The sequence below is a fragment of the Flavobacterium circumlabens genome, from assembly GCF_004345565.1.
Taxonomy (GTDB): domain Bacteria; phylum Bacteroidota; class Bacteroidia; order Flavobacteriales; family Flavobacteriaceae; genus Flavobacterium; species Flavobacterium circumlabens.
On record NZ_SLWA01000007.1, the window covers coordinates 75,956 to 92,318 of the forward strand.

The following is a 16,363-nucleotide window of genomic DNA, read 5'->3' on the forward strand; positions in this document are numbered from 1 at the left end:
CAACTAACTAATCAACCAACCAAACCAATTAAATATGAATCAGGCTAATGCAGCAATCGGAAAGTATCGCTGGACAATATGTGGTTTAGTATTTTTTGCTACGACCGTAAATTATTTAGATCGAAATGTAATTAGTTATTTACGCCCTTTTTTGGCAGAGGCTTTTCATTGGACTCCGGAACAGGAAGTTATTGATTATTCTAATATTGAATTGGCTTTTAAAATCGCATATGCATTGGGTATGCTGGTTGCCGGAGGCATTATAGATAAATTGGGTACCAAATTAGGCTATGCAATTGCTACTGGTCTGTGGAGTCTGGCTGCTATAGGCCATGCACTGGCAACTGGTACGGGAGGATTTTTGATAGCCCGTGTGTTTTTAGGAATCACAGAAGCAGGAAATTTTCCTGCAGCCATAAAAGCTACGGCAGAATGGTTTCCACAAAAAGAAAGAGCATTAGCCACAGGAATATTTAATTCAGGCAGTAATATAGGAGCCATAATTGTTCCGTTGACCGTGCCTTTTATCGCCGAAAATTATGGCTGGCAATGGGCTTTTATCCTAACAGGAATTGTTGGTTTTGTCTGGTTGGTTTTGTGGTTTCTTCTTTATGAAATCCCTCAAAAACAAAAACGTTTGTCTCAGGCGGAACTAAATTATATCACTTCTGATAAAGTAGAAACTACTGAATCGGAAGATACCGAAAAAGTATCCTGGAGAAAGTTATTGTCTTTTCGTCAGACTTGGGCTTTTGCCATTGGGAAATTATTGACAGATCCGGTTTGGTGGTTTTATTTGTTCTGGTTGCCGGATTTCTTAATGAAACAATACAAACTCTCTTCTACCGAAATCATCTGGCCTTGTGCTTTAGTTTACATGATTGGCAGTATTGGCAGTATTGGAGGAGGCTGGCTTCCGTTAAAATTAATCAATAACAACTGGCCGGCTTATAAAGCCCGTAAAATCAGTATGCTGCTTTATGCCTTTGCTGTTTTACCGGTATTATTTTCCCAGTATTTAGGCGCAATCAATATGTGGCTGGCCGTTTTGGTAATAGGTTTTGCAGTTTCGGCACATCAGGCATGGTCGGCAAATATCTTTACAACGGTATCAGATATGTTTCCGAAAAAAGCAACTGCTTCCGTAACAGGAATCGGTGGTATGTTTGGAGCGCTGGGCGGAATTCTGCTGACTTTGGTGGTTCAGAAAAATATGTTCGTTTATTATACGAAAATCGGCCAGATAGAAACGGGATATTTTATCATGTTTTGTATTTGTGGTGCATCTTATTTGCTGGCATGGCTCATCATGCATTTGCTGGTTCCGAGAATGAAGAAGGTTGAATTATAATTCATTAAATGCTAAAATTAAAATAAATTTTAGTTAGAATTATGGTTTTTAAATATAAAAATATAATTTTGTGCAATCGATTACATTAAATGAAGAATTATGACAAAATATAGCTCAAGATACGCATCAAGTCCGGAAGCGGTCAAAAAATATGATACACAACAATTAAGAGATGAATTCTTAATTGATGATTTAATGAAGGAGGACGAAATTGTATTAGTCTACTCTCATTATGACCGATATATTGCGGGTTCAGCAGTTCCGGTAAAAAGTGAATTAATATTAGAGACTATTGATCCTCTTAAAGCTCCGTATTTTTTGGAACGAAGAGAAATTGGAATTATCAATGTTGGAGGAAGTGGTTCCGTTATCGTGGAAGGAAAATCATATGAACTAGGATTTAAAGATGCTTTATATGTCGGCAGCGGTAATAAAGAAGTCGTTTTTAAAAGTAGCGACAGCAATAATCCTGCTAAGTATTACATCAACTCTGCACCGGCTCATACCAGTTACCCAACGGTAAAAGTGAGTCTGGCAGAAGCCAATAAATTAGAATTGGGTACAATGGAAACGGCAAATCACCGTACCGTGAACCAAATGATTATAGGAAGTGTTGTAACCACTTGCCAATTGCAGATGGGAATGACAGAATTGAGACCGGGAAGTGTCTGGAATACGATGCCGGCACATGTTCACGATCGCAGAATGGAAGTTTATTTCTATCTGGATATTCCGGAAAATCAGGCAGTTTGTCATTTTATGGGACAGCCTCAGGAAACGAGACATATCTGGATGAACAATCATCAGGCTGTAATTTCTCCGCCCTGGTCTATTCATTCCGGTTCAGGAACCAGTAATTATACTTTTATCTGGGGAATGGCAGGTGAAAATTTAGATTACGGAGATATGGATGTTTGTAAAATCACAGATTTAAGATAAGATGACAAATTCATTATTTGATATAAACGGAAAAATTGCCCTTATCACAGGAAGCACACACGGGCTGGGAATGGCAATGGCAAAAGGACTGGGGCAGGCGGGAGCGATAATTGTGGTCAATGGCAACTCTTCTCAGCAAAAAATTGATGATGCCGTAAAAGAACTTCAAAACGAAGGAATCAATGCGGTTGGTTATAAATTTAATGTAACAGACGAGCAGGAAGTGATGGCTGCGGTTGAGAAAATTCAAAGTGAAGTCGGACCAATTGCTATTTTAATTAACAATGCCGGAATCATTAAAAGAATTCCGCTAATTGAAATGGAAGTGGCTGATTTTAAAGAAGTAATCGATATTGACCTGGTAAGCCCTTTTATTGTTTCAAAGCATGTTGCCAAAGGAATGATTGAAAGAAGACAGGGAAAAATAATCAACATTTGCTCGATGATGAGCGAATTAGGCCGAAATACAGTAGGAGCTTATGCTGCCGCAAAAGGCGGTTTGAAAATGCTGACGAAAAATATGGCTACGGAATGGGCAAAATACAATGTTCAGATCAACGGAATCGGTCCGGGGTATTTTGCTACAGAACAAACCAAACCAATCCGGGTAGACGGACATCCGTTTAATGATTTTATAATCAGCAGAACGCCGGCTGCAAAATGGGGAGATCCCGGTGATCTGGCCGGAGCAGCGATATTTTTATCTTCAAAAGCCAGTGATTTTGTCAACGGTCATATTTTATATGTTGATGGCGGAATCCTTGCAACCATTGGAAAACCTTCAAACGAAGAATAATTCTCAACTTATATTTTAAAAGACATGAGCGCTAATCAGACCTTCATAAACGATAATTTTTTACTGGAAAATAAATATGCTGAAGAGTTGTATCACAATTATTCTAAAAATCAGCCTATTATAGATTACCACAATCATTTAAATCCTCAGTTTATTGCCGAAGATAAAATCTTTGACAATATTACACAGGTTTGGATAAACGGGGATCACTACAAATGGCGCGCCATGCGTACGTTGGGTATCAGCGAGCAGTTTGTTACCGGAAGCGGTTCCGATAAAGACAAATTCTTAAACTGGGGAAAAACGGTTCCGTACACGATGCGTAACCCTTTGTATCACTGGACACATCTGGAACTGGCACGTTATTTTGATATTTATGATTTGTTGAATGAAAAATCAGCAGAGAAAATCTATATCGAAACTTCGGAGAAAATTAACTCAGAAGCCTACAGCACGCAAAATCTTCTTAAAAAAGTAAATGCGGAATTGGTCTGTACGACTGAAGATCCGATAGACAATTTAGAGCATCATCAAAAAATTGCTAAAAACCCTTTCGGAACAAAAGTGAGTACTGCTTTCAGGCCTGACAAAGCTATTTTGATTTCAAATGACGGATATAATGCCTATCTGGACACCTTAGGGGAGATATCGGGAATTGCGATTCATGCCTATTCTGATTTATGCGACGCCTTGAAAAACAGAATAGAATTCTTTGCTCAAAATGGCTGTAAATTAAGCGACCATGGTTTAGATCAGATTTATTTTGAAGAGTTTACGGAAGCTGAAGTCAATGTGATTTTCAAAAAGAAAAGAGAAAACAGAATTATAACTCCTGAAGAAGCTTTGAAATTCCAAAGTTCCATATTGTTGTTTTTATCCGAAACCTATCATGAAAAAGGCTGGGTACAACAATTTCACTTAGGAGCGTTGCGTAATAATAACGCTCGTATGCACCTAATTTTAGGACCTGATACAGGCTGGGATTCTATTGGAGATTATCCGCAGGCACAAAAACTATCGTCATTTTTAAACGCTTTGGACAGTAAAGATAAATTGACCAAAACAATTATTTATAACTTAAATCCGGCTGACAATGAAGTAATGGCGACCATGATTGGAAATTTCAATGATGGAAGCGTCAGGGGAAAAGTACAGTTCGGCTCCGGATGGTGGTTTTTAGACCAGAAAGACGGAATGACAAAACAATTAAACGCGCTTTCCAACATGGGATTAATCAGCTGTTTTGTTGGAATGCTGACGGATTCGAGAAGCTTTCTATCTTTCCCGAGACACGAATATTTCAGACGAATTCTTTGTAATCTTCTGGGAGACGAAATTCAAAGAGGCGAGCTTCCAAACGATATGGAATGGATCGGAAAACTGGTTCAGGATATATCCTATAATAACGCAAAAGAATATTTCAAGTTTTAATAAGAAGAAAGAATAGAGAAGAAAGAATTTTAAGCCCGCAGATCTGGCAGATTGAGCAGATTTAATTTTAAGAATCCTTTTAATCTTTTATCCCGATAGCTATTGGGAGTGGCAAAATAAAAAATAACCACTAAGATTCAAGTATAATTTTCTTAATCTCTTACTGGTAAAAACAAACAAATTAGTATGAATAAAGTAGTTGCATTCGGCGAAATTATGTTGCGTCTTTCGACAGAGAGACACCTGCGTTTTTCACAGGCAAAAGAGTTTGGGGCTTCTTATGGAGGCGGCGAATTTAACGTTTGTGTTTCACTGGCAAATTATGGTATAAATGCAGAGTTTGTGACCAGATTGCCTGAAAACGAAATTGGGGCTTCTGCCTTAAAGGAAATGCGAAAAATGAACGTAGAGTCTAAAAACATTGTTTTTGGAGGCGAACGTTTAGGAATCTATTTTCTGGAAACCGGAGCAGGAACACGCGGCAGTAATGTGGTTTACGACCGTGCGCACAGTTCTATGGCAACTATTCAGAAAGGAAGTATTGACTGGGAAAAAGTTTTAGAAGGGGCCAGCTGGTTTCACTGGAGCGGAATCACTCCGGCGATTTCAGAGAGTGCTGCCGAAGCTTGCCTGGAAGCTATAAAAGTAGCCCACAAAAAGGGAATCACCATTTCATGTGACTTAAATTACCGATCAAAATTATGGCAATATGGCAAAACACCAAGCGATGTAATGCCCGAAATGCTGCAATACAGTAATGTAATTCTTGGGGATATTGATACGGCGTATTTTATGTTGGGAATTCCGAAAGTAAATCCCAATTATCAGGACGAAAAATCACTTCCGGTTTTGTACACTAAATTATTCGAACTGATTCCGAATTTAAAAATTGCGGCCTCAACGCTTCGTTATTCTGTAAGTGCCTCGCACCAACGAATCGGTGGCGTTTTGTTTGACGGAAAAGCAATTTATCAGGCTGCTGTAAAAGAAGTTACTCCGGTCATAGACCGTGTAGGCAGTGGTGATGCTTTTATGGGCGGATTGATTTATGGTTTGTCAGAATATGAGAATAATAACCAGAGAGCTTTAGATTTTGCGGTTGCAGCTTGTTGTTTAAAACATACCATTGCCGGGGATTACAATTTGGTGACACTAAAAGAAGTTGAAAATATGCTGGATGGCGATTCTGCCGGACTGGTATCAAGATAATAAGTATAAAATGGCAAAATATTCAAGAATTGAAGTGGCTTCGCAAATGAAAGAAAACGGAATGGTTCCGTTGTTTTTTCATTCTGATATCGAAGTGAGCAAAAAAGTACTGAAGGCCTGTTATGACGGAGGTTCCAGATTAATGGAATTTACGAGCCGAGGTGATTTTGCTTTTGAAGTATTCGGAGCTTTAAATAAATACGCTTTGACTGAATTACCGGGAATGATGTTAGGTGTAGGATCAGTGACAGATGCTGCTGCTGCGTCTTTATACATGCAGTTGGGAGCCAATTTTATTGTAACCCCCGTGTTTAGGGAAGATATTGCAATTGCCTGTAACCGTCGTAAAGTATTGTGGTCACCAGGCTGCGGAACGCTGACGGAAATTGCCAGAGCAGAAGAGTTAGGTTGTGAAATCGTAAAATTATTCCCCGGGGATATTTATGGCCCGGAGTTTATAAAAGCCGTAAAAGGACCTTGCCCGTGGACGAGTATTATGCCAACAGGAGGTGTTTTACCCACTGTAGAAAGTCTTACTTCCTGGATTGGCGCAGGCGCATTTTGTGTGGGCTTGGGTTCGCAATTAATTTCAAAAGAGATACTCGATAACAATGATTTTGACGGCTTGAAAACGAAAGTGAGTCAGGTGCTGGAGATCATCAAAAATATTAAAAATAAATAAAGGAATAATCATACCTGTTCCTTATTTGGCTTGCAATTTTTTTAAAAGTTTTTAGATATTGTAACAGAGCATTACGCTTGCAAAATAAATCTTGTCACTCCTCACAGCAAATTTTATTTTACTCATTCAGGTGTAATGCTTCTTTTACAATTAAAAAAAATAAAGCTAAATAAGTCTTTACTATGATTGTTTATAATGCTTTAAAGAATTTATAATGGAAAAAATAAACAGATCAAATTCGGAGTTTTCAAATAAGCTTCCAATAAAAATTGTACAATTTGGAGAAGGTAATTTCTTGAGGGCTTTTGTAGAATATGCTATTCAGAAATTAAATAAGGAAGCCGGTTTCAATGCAGGAATTGCTGTCGTACAGCCGATCGATAAAGGCCTGGTGAATATGATCAATGCTCAGGATGGTTTGTACACTTTGTTTATGAAAGGGGTGAAGAAAGGACAGGAAATTCAGGAAAAAGAATTGATTACCAATATTGTAAGAGCAATTGATCCTTATGCCTCTTTTCAGGAATATCTGGCTTTGGCCAAAGAAGAAGAGTTGGCTTTCATTATATCAAATACGACAGAAGCAGGTATTGAGTATATATCATCAGACCTTCCGACAATGCAGCCTCCGGTTTCTTTTCCGGCAAAATTAACGGTACTTTTACAAGAACGATTTAAGCATTTTAACGGAGATGAATCCAAAGGATTAACCATTATTCCTTGTGAGCTCATTAATTATAATTCAGATACTTTAAAAGAAATTATTTTAAAATATGCAACAGAATGGAAACTGGGTCAGGACTTTATTTTCTGGCTTTTAAACAGTTGTTCATTTCACAATACTTTAGTAGACAGAATTGTTCCGGGATATCCAAAAGATCAGATTGAAGAATACAACAGTCAATTGTCGTATAAAGATGATTTGATTGTAAGTGCAGAAAGTTTCTTTTTGTGGGTGATTGAAGGTGACGATGCCTTAAAAGCAAAACTTCCGTTTGAAAAAACAGATTTAGATGTAAAAATAGTGGAGGATATGCAGCCCTATCGTACCCGAAAAGTTCGAATTTTAAATGGGGCACATACCGCTATGGTTCCTTTTTCATTGCTTTATGGAAATGAAACCGTTAAAGAAACCGTTGATAATTCATTTACAGGAGATTTCGTAAACAAAGCTGTTTTTGATGAAATCAATGACACACTGAATATGGACAAAGCAGAATTAACCAGTTTTGCTGAAGAAATTCTGGACCGTTTCAGAAATCCTTTTATCAAGCACTTATTGTCTTCCATTGCTTTAAATTCAATTTCGAAATTCAAAGTACGTGTTTTGCCAAGTTTGACGGAATATGTTGCCATTCATAAAAAATTGCCGGTTCATCTGACATTTGCCTTTGCCTGTTTAATTCGTTTTTACCAGGGAACATGGAAAGGTGAAACTTTGCCCCTGAACGACAGCGAAGATATTATTGCTTTTTTTAATGAAGTTTGGAAATCAAATGATTATAATAAAATAGCGACACTTACCTTGCAGAATAAAAATTTCTGGGATGCCGATTTAACGGCTGTTCCTTCTTTAACGGAAGCTATTGCAAAAGCATTAAAAGAAATTGATGAAAATGGTGTAGAACAAGGTTTTGCCAATTTTAAAAAAATAAATTCAGTAACTCACATACAATAGTTATGGAAACGCAAAAAAAATTAATAAAAGTTAATCCTACTGATAATGTAGCGGTAGCTTTAGTAGATCTGTTGGCTGGAGAGGTGATTAACTTTGAAGGTGAAGCTATTACAATTGAATCTGATGTAAAAATGAAGCATAAAATTGCTTTACTTCCTTTAGAAATCGGAGACAGAATTATTATGTACGGCGTTTTGGTTGGAAAATCAAGTGCCAGAATCGAAAAAGGCGGATTGCTTTCTACGGTAAATGTCAAACACGAAAGTGATAAAGTGACCGGTAAAACGGAAACTATTGGGTGGACAAAACCCAATATCGATAAATGGAAAGACCGGACTTTTCTGGGCTATCACAGAGAAGACGGACAAGTCGGTACTGAAAATGTATGGTTGTTTTTTCCTTTGGTTTTTTGTGAAAACAGAAACATCGAAATCTTAAAAGATATCTTCGAAAAAGAGTTAATGAAGCCTAAAGAAAATGATTATCAGTTATTGCTTCGTTCTTTAGTGAAATCAGAAAGCGGTGGTGCCAGTAATGAGGCGGCTTCCAATGATTCTAATTTATTCAATAATATTGAGGTAAAATTTATTACGCACCAGGGCGGTTGTGGCGGAATCCGTCAGGATTCGCATAGTCTGGCCAAATTACTGGCGGGATATGTCAACAATCCAAATGTTGCGGGAGCTACGGTTTTAAGTTTGGGTTGTCAAAATCTTCAGATTCAGATTTTTAAAGATGCTTTGGATGCGATAAATCCAAACAGTAAAAAACCTGTTTTAATTTACGATCAGCAGCAAATAGGAACTATTGAAACCATGTTGAGCAGTGTTGTAAAAGACACCTTCGAAGCTATTAAAAAAGCAAACGACATCCAAAGGACTCCTGCGCCTTTGTCTAAATTAACCATTGGTCTGGAGTGCGGTGGTTCTGACGGTTTCTCGGGAATTTCGGCTAATCCTACCTTAGGCGTAACTTCAGATTTACTGGCCGCTTTAGGAGGAACAACCATTCTTTCTGAGTTTCCTGAATTATGCGGGGTAGAGCAGGAACTGGTCAACCGTTGTGTGGAAGATGAAAGCGGAAAGCGTTTTCTGGATTTAATGCAATGGTATGAAAAAACAGTTGTTGATGCCGGTTCAGGATTTGATATGAATCCATCTCCGGGAAATATTAAAGACGGTTTAATTACCGATGCGATGAAGTCTGCAGGAGCTGCTAAAAAAGGTGGAACTTCACCAATTACGGGTGTTTTTGATTATGGGGAATACATCACAAAACCAGGATTAACGTTACTTTGTACGCCCGGGAATGACGTTGAATGTACCACTGCAATGGTAGGTTCCGGAGCCAATATGGTTTTGTTTACTACAGGTTTAGGAACTCCGACAGGAAACCCGATTGCACCGGTTGTAAAAATTTCGTCTAATAGTGAGTTAGCCAGAAAAATGTCCGATATTATTGATATTGACACAGGAGGAATTATTACAGGTGAAAAATCCATAGACGAAATGGCTGATGAAATGCTGGAATTCATTATTGATGTTGCAAGTGGTACCATTAAAACCAAAGCAGCAATCTTAAACCAAAATGATTTTATTCCGTGGAAAAGAGGCGTTTCACTTTAAGATTTTCAACATAATATAATGTAGAGACGCACCGCTGTGCGTCTTTTTTTTGTTTACCATGTAAGTGATGTAAGTTCATTTTAGCGTTGCGCATAATCCATTCGGCTTATATTTACTTACATCACTTATATGGTAATAGATTCGACGAAATTCGTGAAAAAAAATCTATTCAATCTTTTATCCCGATAGCTATCGGGAGTGGCAAAAAAAAAGACACAAAGCAGTGCGTGTTTTGTTGTTTTACCATATAAGTCATTAGAAGAAAATATAAGCCACAGATTGTAGTGATGTAAATGATTTTAAAAAAAAAGTTGCCACGAATTATACGATTTTACAAGAATCTAACTCTAATAATTCGTGTAAATTGGTTTAATTCGTGGCAAAAAAATCTATTTAATCTTTTATCCCGATAGCTATCGGGAGTGGCAAAAAAAAGACGCACAGCAGTGCATCTTTTCTTGTTTTACCATGTAAGTGATGTAAGAAAATATAAGCCACAGATTGTAGTGATGTAAATGATTTAAAAATAAAGGTTGCCACGAATTACACGATTTTACACGAATCTTACTCTAATAATTCGTGGTAAAAAAATCTATTTTAATTTTTTATCCCGATAGCTATCGGGAGTGGCAAAAAAAAGACGCACAGCAGTGCGTCTCATAATATTGTTTAAGTGAATTAGAAGCTCCAGTAAAAATACCCAAAGCTAAAATGAACTTACATCACTTATGTGGTAAAGAAATAATTTAAATAGTAGTTCTCGAAGACGATTTACGAATGTGTAATTCCGGTGCGAGCACTACCTTTTTTTCGATTTTAATAGTGTCGGTTTTATCAACTTGTTCCAGAAAAACGCGTGCTGCCATTTTCCCCATTTCAAGAGGAGACTGATCTACAGAAGTAATCGACAATTCCATGAATTTTGTGAAAGGCTCGTTACTGAAACCTGCCACACAAAACTGTTTAGGAATACTGATGTTTTTATCTTTCAATTCCTGAATAGCTCCCAAAGCAGCAAAATCACTCGATGAAAAAATAGCATCAGGCGGAGTTTTAAGCTGTAGTAAAACATTCACGGCCTCTTTTCCCGACTCTACACTACTTTTGGTGCGAATCACATATTCTTCATTAAACGTCATTCCGTTATCCAATAGAGCTTGTTTGTAACCTAAAAACCTGTTTTTGAAAATTTCAAGAGACTGATCCCCTGAAAAATGAGCAATTTTACTGCAGCCTTCATCAATCAGGTGTTTCGTGGTAATATAACCTCCCTTAAAGTCATTGATTGTAACTGAACTGACACCATCAATATGTTTACTTCTGTCAAAAAACACCAGAGGTACATTTTTTTCTAATACATAATGAAAAGCCCCCGTGTTTTCGTTGGCCACATCCGTAACAGACATTAATATGCCATCGACCTGCGCATCAATTAAAGTATATAGGTTTTCATTTTCTCTTTTTGGATCTTCATGGGTCTGGCAAATAATAACCTGGTAGCCGTGTGGGTGTAATTCTTCTTCAATTCCTCTGATGACAGATGCAAAAAAGTTGCTGTCAATACGCGGAACGATAACACCTATATTGTTACTGCGACCACTTTTTAACGCCAAAGCAAGTTTATTTTGCTTGTAATTCATTGAAGCTGCCGTTTTGATTACCAATTCACGGGTGCTCTCTTTTATTTTCGGATTGTTATTTAACGCCCGGGAAACTGTAGCAGCAGTGATATTCAATTTCTTGGCAATATCATAAATGGTTATTTTTTCGCTCATTCAAAAGGTTTTCAAGTTAATTACTGGACAAAAGTACATTTTTTTTTTTATAACAAATAAAAATTGTTATCGATTACCATAATTGATATCTCAAACGTTTTCAATGTTACAATCATAATAAATTATCTGTTTTTTTACATTAAGTGTAAATATACTAGATAATAAAAATTAAATATATAAATTTTTTCTAAATAAATTTGGTGCAATCAAACTATTTTTTTACTTTCGTGTAATCGATTACATAAAAGGTTGCATTTGCTGGCCTCCACTCTTAAAATAGTATATAAATGATTACAAGTAAGTCTCTAACATTAAAAAATACAACTCTTTTTGGTTTTGTATTCCTGCTTTTTTTGTCGTGTGGTAAACAAGTTTCCGGTATTTCTGAAGCTAACCCCTGGAAAAAAATGGATTTAATCATAAAAAGCATGCCTGGAACCCATTTTTCTGATAAGACTTATAATGTAAAGGATTTTGGTGCCGTATCAGACGGAAAAACTTCTAATACGCTTGCTTTTGAAAAAGCAATTAAAGAATGTGCCAAAAACGGTGGTGGTCAAGTACTTGTTCCAAACGGAAAATACCTGACAGGGCCGATTCATTTAGAGAGTAATGTGAATTTACATTTAGAAGATCAGGCAGAGATTCTTTTTAGTATAGATGCAAAAGAATATCCTTTGGTGCATACCTCCTGGGAAGGAACGGAGCTGATGAATTATTCTCCTCTTATCTATGCAAAAAACAAAACAAATGTTGCAATAACCGGTAAAGGCACTCTTAACGGTCAGGCTAACAGCACCAACTGGTGGATTTGGTCAGGAGGTAAAAACTACGGATGGCAAAAAGGAATTCCGTCGCAAAATGATCCGACAAATCGCGATGTATTAATCGATATGGCTGAAAAAGGGGTTCCGGTTTCAGAAAGGGTTTTCGGAGAAGGGCGTTATTTACGACCTACTTTCATCGAATTCTTCGAATGTAATACGGTTTTAATTAAAGATGTTACCATTATCAATGCGCCTTTTTGGGTTATGCATCCTATAAAATCAAAAGACATGATCATTGACGGCGTAACCGTAAACAGTCACGGACCAAATAATGACGGCTGTGATCCCGAATATTCCCAGAATATAATTATCAGAAACTGCACCTTTAATACAGGAGACGATTGTATCGCAATCAAGTCAGGAAGAGATGCAGACGGAAGAAGAGTTGCCATTCCAAGTAAAAATATCATTGTTCAAAATTGTAAAATGATAGATGGTCACGGCGGAGTGGTTATGGGCAGTGAAATATCAGCTGGAGTCAATAATGTTTTCGTTGAAAATTGCATTATGGACAGTCCAAATCTGGACAGGGCCATCAGGATCAAAACCAATTCGAAACGCGGCGGGACAACAGAAGATATATATGTAAGGAATATTCAGGTAGGAACAGTGAGGGAATGTGTTTTGAGAGCAACGATGACCTATGACGTATATGGAGCCCAAAAAGGAAACTTTATACCTGCCATCAGAAATATAAGCCTTGAAAATATCAAAGTCAAAAACGGTGGAAAATATGGGATTCTGGCAGATGGTTACAAAGAATCCCCGATAGAAAATATTACGTTTAAAGATGTCGTAATTGAAAAAGTAGATTCGGTCTATTCACTTAAAAATGTTAAAAATTTAAATTTTATAAATACTTACATCAATGGAAAAAAAGTAGAATCAATTAAAAACTAAAAAAAAACTATCAATTAACCAAACTATTAAATAAGCTATGAACATTAAAGAACTATCAAAGAAAAAAATAAAATACAATGTGGTATTTTTATTTTTCCTGAATTTCCTTTTGAGCAATACAGTTAGTGCTCAGTCTACTGTGATTGAGGGGAAAATTACAGATGCAGCAGGATTATCACTTCCGGGAGTAAATATTCAGGAAAAAGGGACTAAAAACGGAACTTCAACAGATTTTGAAGGGAGTTTTAAATTAAATGTAGCCAGTAACAAAGCGATATTGGTAATCACTTATTTAGGTTTTCAGACACAGGAAGTAAGTGTGGCCGGGAAATCTAAAGTAAATGTTAGCCTTGCTGAGCAGTCAAACTCCTTAAATGAAGTGGTTGTTGTGGGATATGGAACGGTAAAAAAGACAGATTTAACAGGTTCGGTAAGTACAATAAACGCGGCAACAATTACTGAAAGAAATACAACAAGTGCCTTAGAAGCCATTCAGGGAAGTACGCCTGGGGTTACTATTACATCTTCTTCAGGACGTTCCGGTGACGGATTTAAAGTGGTCATCAGAGGAAATAACTCTTTAGTGGGATCTTCTCCTTTATACGTTGTAGACGGTGTACCCGTTGATAATATTGATTTCCTTAATCCACAGGATATTTCAAGAATGGACGTTTTAAAAGATGCCTCTTCTGCAGCTATTTACGGTTCAAGAGGAGCGAGCGGTGTTATTATTGTAACTACAAAAAGCGGTGCAAACGTAAAATCCGGAATCAATGTAACTTTTGATTCTTCTTATGGAACAAGAGAAGCTGCAAGGCTTCCTAAAATGATGAGCGGTGAAGAATGGTGGAAATTTCACCAGGTGGCTTACATGAACGCAACACCTGCAAATCAGACTCCGGCACAGCTTGCGACCTTATCCGGAAATCAAAGTCCGTTATTAGTGTCAAGAGCTAAAAGCGGTTACAATTTCGACTGGGCAGATGCAGTTCTTAAAACAGGGATGACTCAAAATAATTATTTGAATGTTTCCGGTCGTTCTGATTCCGGTTTAAGCTATAATTTAGGTTTTGGAGTGCAAAGCGACGAAGGGCTTATCGACAATGATTCAACAGATAAATATTCTTTTAAATTAGGGTTAAATCACAAGATAAATGACAAATTTACAACTGGTGCTAACATCACTATTGCAAGAGTTGATACACAATTAGGAAGTGATCTTGCCATGCAGGATGCTTTCAGACTTAGTCCGCTAATGTCTCCATGGGCTGTTGATGCTGCCGGAAATGAACAAGTAGGAAATTTATTCTTCCTTCCGGGTAAATTAACCTATCCTGATGGTTCGTGGGCAATTAATAAGACCAGTAATATCAACCCGTTAATGGAAATCGCCAATTCTTCTCAAACAGAAAAAACATGGCAGAGTGTTGGTAACGTATTCTTTCAATACCAGCCCTTAAAATGGCTTTCCTTTAAAACAACATTTGCGGCCGGAATAGAAAATACGGTTACAAGCTTAGCCTATGGCGCACAAACCAATGCAGGTGTTACCTTAAATGGGAAAAATTCAGCATCAATTAAAAACTTCAATAATTTTAATTACACCTGGGATAACCAGATTGATTTGAAAAAAACTTTTGCTGATGTGCATGATTTCAGCGTATTGTTATTACAAAGTTTGTATTCTAATACAGATGAAACTTCTTATTTGTATTCTAACAATCAGCCTTTTAATACAGGGTCTAATAATTTGGGATCCGGGATTCAAACCAGTTATAACGTAAGTTCAGGTTATCAGAAAAATACATTGAGTTCTTATGCCGTTCGTTTAAATTATACGTTTAGAGACAAATATTTATTAACGGCTTCTTCCAGATGGGATGGATCTTCTGTTTTGTCTGAAGGAAATAAATGGCAGAGTTTCCCTTCTGTAGCCTTAGGATGGAAAATCAACAAAGAATCTTTCTTAGAAAACAGCACTGTAATTTCAGACCTAAAACTGCGAGCCAGTTTAGGGTATACCGGAAATGATAACGTAGCACCGTATACTTCTCAGGCTTTATTAAACCAGCAGACTTTTTATGCGAACGGAGCGAATGTAGTTTCCGGCTGGCAGACCGAAAATTTAGCCAATCAGGAGCTGACCTGGGAAAAAACAAGAGAACTTAATTTTGGACTTGATTTCGGTTTCTTAAAAAACAGGATTTCAGGTAGTGTTGATGTTTACGACAGATTATCAGACAAGTTAATTTACAAGCAGGAATTACCTCTTGAAGCAGGATATAAAAATACTTTTGCCAACGTGGGTTCTGTAAGCAATAAAGGTGTCGAGGTTTTATTAACGACTAAAATTATTAAAAGTGAATTTGTAAACTGGGAAACTACTTTAACGTTCACTAAAAACGTAAATAAATTAGAATCCATTTACAACCAGGACAAAGTGAATGATATTGGAAATAAATTAATTTTGGGATCAGAGTTAAATCCTAATTACAATTATGTATACGATGGTGTTTGGCAGGAAAGTCAGAAGGCAGAAGCAGCAACTTATAATATGCTGCCTGGTCAGGCAAAACCAAAAGACCTGAATAATGATGGTAAATTTAATAGTGATGACAGAACTGTAATCGGAAACGTAAATCCGGAATGGCAGAGTAGTTTATATTCTAAATTAACGGTAGGGAACTTTGATTTTAACTTTTCGGTATTAACCAGTCAGGGGCAAACTGTTTTGAGTACTTTTCACCAAAATTTTGCTGATGTAAGTGACAGAGGCCGTCAAAAGATCGCAATGGATTACTTTATTCCGACAAACGGAGCAGGTATTGAGTCGAATGCCAATAATACAAACCCAAGACCAGGGCCGGTTGCCACTGGTGCAGGGGCTTACTGGGGTTCTTTATTCGGATATTACAGAGATGTTTCTTATGTAAAAATTAAAAATATATCTTTAGGGTACACATTTAATTCCGAATTATTAAAAAGACTTAGAATGAGTAATTTAAGATTGTATGTAAATGTTTTAGATCCATTCGTATTTACAAATTTCGATGGATATGATCCGGAATGGGCTGCATCTCCTTTTGGAGTTAATCGTCCTGCATCAGTTACGACGCAATTGGGAATAAGTGTTAAATTTTAATTAAGACA

11 protein-coding genes are annotated in these 16,363 nt (G+C 37.1%); 10 read left to right on the top strand and 1 reads right to left on the bottom strand.

Annotated features, from left to right (window positions below; all coding sequences use genetic code 11):
* The first annotated feature begins 34 nt into the window (after nucleotides 1-34).
* From EV142_RS16815 to EV142_RS16850, 8 genes are all read left to right on the top strand, one after another.
* Nucleotides 35-1,351 (top strand): MFS transporter, encoded by a 1,317-nt coding sequence (locus EV142_RS16815; protein ID WP_132037001.1) that lies wholly within the window; start codon nucleotides 35-37, stop codon nucleotides 1,349-1,351.
* Nucleotides 1,352-1,450: 99 nt separating this feature from the next.
* The gene (gene kduI / locus EV142_RS16820; protein WP_132037002.1) at nucleotides 1,451-2,290 is read left to right on the top strand and encodes a 5-dehydro-4-deoxy-D-glucuronate isomerase; all 840 of its coding nucleotides are present in this window, start codon (nucleotides 1,451-1,453) and stop codon (nucleotides 2,288-2,290) included.
* Between the two features lies 1 nt (nucleotide 2,291).
* The gene (locus tag EV142_RS16825; protein ID WP_132037003.1) at nucleotides 2,292-3,086 is read left to right on the top strand and encodes a gluconate 5-dehydrogenase; all 795 of its coding nucleotides are present in this window, start codon (nucleotides 2,292-2,294) and stop codon (nucleotides 3,084-3,086) included.
* Nucleotides 3,087-3,110: 24 nt separating this feature from the next.
* Entirely contained in the window at nucleotides 3,111-4,517 is a 1,407-nt protein-coding gene (uxaC, locus tag EV142_RS16830; RefSeq protein WP_132037004.1) for a glucuronate isomerase, read from the top strand.
* Between the two features lie 186 nt (nucleotides 4,518-4,703).
* Entirely contained in the window at nucleotides 4,704-5,726 is a 1,023-nt protein-coding gene (locus EV142_RS16835; protein ID WP_132037005.1) for a sugar kinase, read from the top strand.
* A 10-nt stretch (nucleotides 5,727-5,736) separates the two neighbouring features.
* Entirely contained in the window at nucleotides 5,737-6,408 is a 672-nt protein-coding gene (locus EV142_RS16840; protein ID WP_132037160.1) for a bifunctional 4-hydroxy-2-oxoglutarate aldolase/2-dehydro-3-deoxy-phosphogluconate aldolase, read from the top strand.
* A gap of 214 nt (nucleotides 6,409-6,622) precedes the next feature.
* Nucleotides 6,623-8,086, top strand: a complete 1,464-nt coding sequence (locus tag EV142_RS16845) for a tagaturonate reductase (protein WP_132037006.1) — start codon at nucleotides 6,623-6,625, stop codon at nucleotides 8,084-8,086.
* 2 nt (nucleotides 8,087-8,088) lie between these two features.
* Nucleotides 8,089-9,711, top strand: a complete 1,623-nt coding sequence (locus EV142_RS16850; protein WP_132037007.1) for a UxaA family hydrolase — start codon at nucleotides 8,089-8,091, stop codon at nucleotides 9,709-9,711.
* A 746-nt stretch (nucleotides 9,712-10,457) separates the two neighbouring features.
* Here EV142_RS16850 and EV142_RS16855 read toward each other — a convergent pair.
* A complete protein-coding gene (locus EV142_RS16855) occupies nucleotides 10,458-11,486 on the bottom strand; it encodes a LacI family DNA-binding transcriptional regulator (RefSeq protein WP_132037008.1) in 1,029 nt (342 codons plus the stop codon).
* 287 nt (nucleotides 11,487-11,773) lie between these two features.
* On the opposite strand from EV142_RS16855, the gene EV142_RS16860 reads away from it, so the two are divergent.
* Together EV142_RS16860 and EV142_RS16865 are read left to right on the top strand one after the other, a co-directional pair.
* Entirely contained in the window at nucleotides 11,774-13,213 is a 1,440-nt protein-coding gene (locus EV142_RS16860; protein ID WP_132037009.1) for a glycoside hydrolase family 28 protein, read from the top strand.
* Nucleotides 13,214-13,250: 37 nt separating this feature from the next.
* Complete coding sequence (locus EV142_RS16865; protein ID WP_132037010.1) at nucleotides 13,251-16,355, top strand: SusC/RagA family TonB-linked outer membrane protein; 3,105 nt, start codon at nucleotides 13,251-13,253, stop codon at nucleotides 16,353-16,355.
* The last annotated feature ends 8 nt before the right edge of the window (nucleotides 16,356-16,363 follow it).

Bases quoted from the DNA above. Each gene is read 5' to 3' on its own strand.
- EV142_RS16815 (WP_132037001.1), top strand. From the start codon at position 35: ATGAATCAGGCTAATGCAGCAATCGGAAAGTATCGCTGGACAATATGT.
- kduI (WP_132037002.1), top strand. From the start codon at position 1,451: ATGACAAAATATAGCTCAAGATACGCATCAAGTCCGGAAGCGGTCAAA.
- EV142_RS16825 (WP_132037003.1), top strand. From the start codon at position 2,292: ATGACAAATTCATTATTTGATATAAACGGAAAAATTGCCCTTATCACA.
- uxaC (WP_132037004.1), top strand. From the start codon at position 3,111: ATGAGCGCTAATCAGACCTTCATAAACGATAATTTTTTACTGGAAAAT.
- EV142_RS16835 (WP_132037005.1), top strand. From the start codon at position 4,704: ATGAATAAAGTAGTTGCATTCGGCGAAATTATGTTGCGTCTTTCGACA.
- EV142_RS16840 (WP_132037160.1), top strand. From the start codon at position 5,737: ATGGCAAAATATTCAAGAATTGAAGTGGCTTCGCAAATGAAAGAAAAC.
- EV142_RS16845 (WP_132037006.1), top strand. From the start codon at position 6,623: ATGGAAAAAATAAACAGATCAAATTCGGAGTTTTCAAATAAGCTTCCA.
- EV142_RS16850 (WP_132037007.1), top strand. From the start codon at position 8,089: ATGGAAACGCAAAAAAAATTAATAAAAGTTAATCCTACTGATAATGTA.
- EV142_RS16855 (WP_132037008.1), bottom strand. From the start codon at position 11,486: ATGAGCGAAAAAATAACCATTTATGATATTGCCAAGAAATTGAATATC.
- EV142_RS16860 (WP_132037009.1), top strand. From the start codon at position 11,774: ATGATTACAAGTAAGTCTCTAACATTAAAAAATACAACTCTTTTTGGT.
- EV142_RS16865 (WP_132037010.1), top strand. From the start codon at position 13,251: ATGAACATTAAAGAACTATCAAAGAAAAAAATAAAATACAATGTGGTA.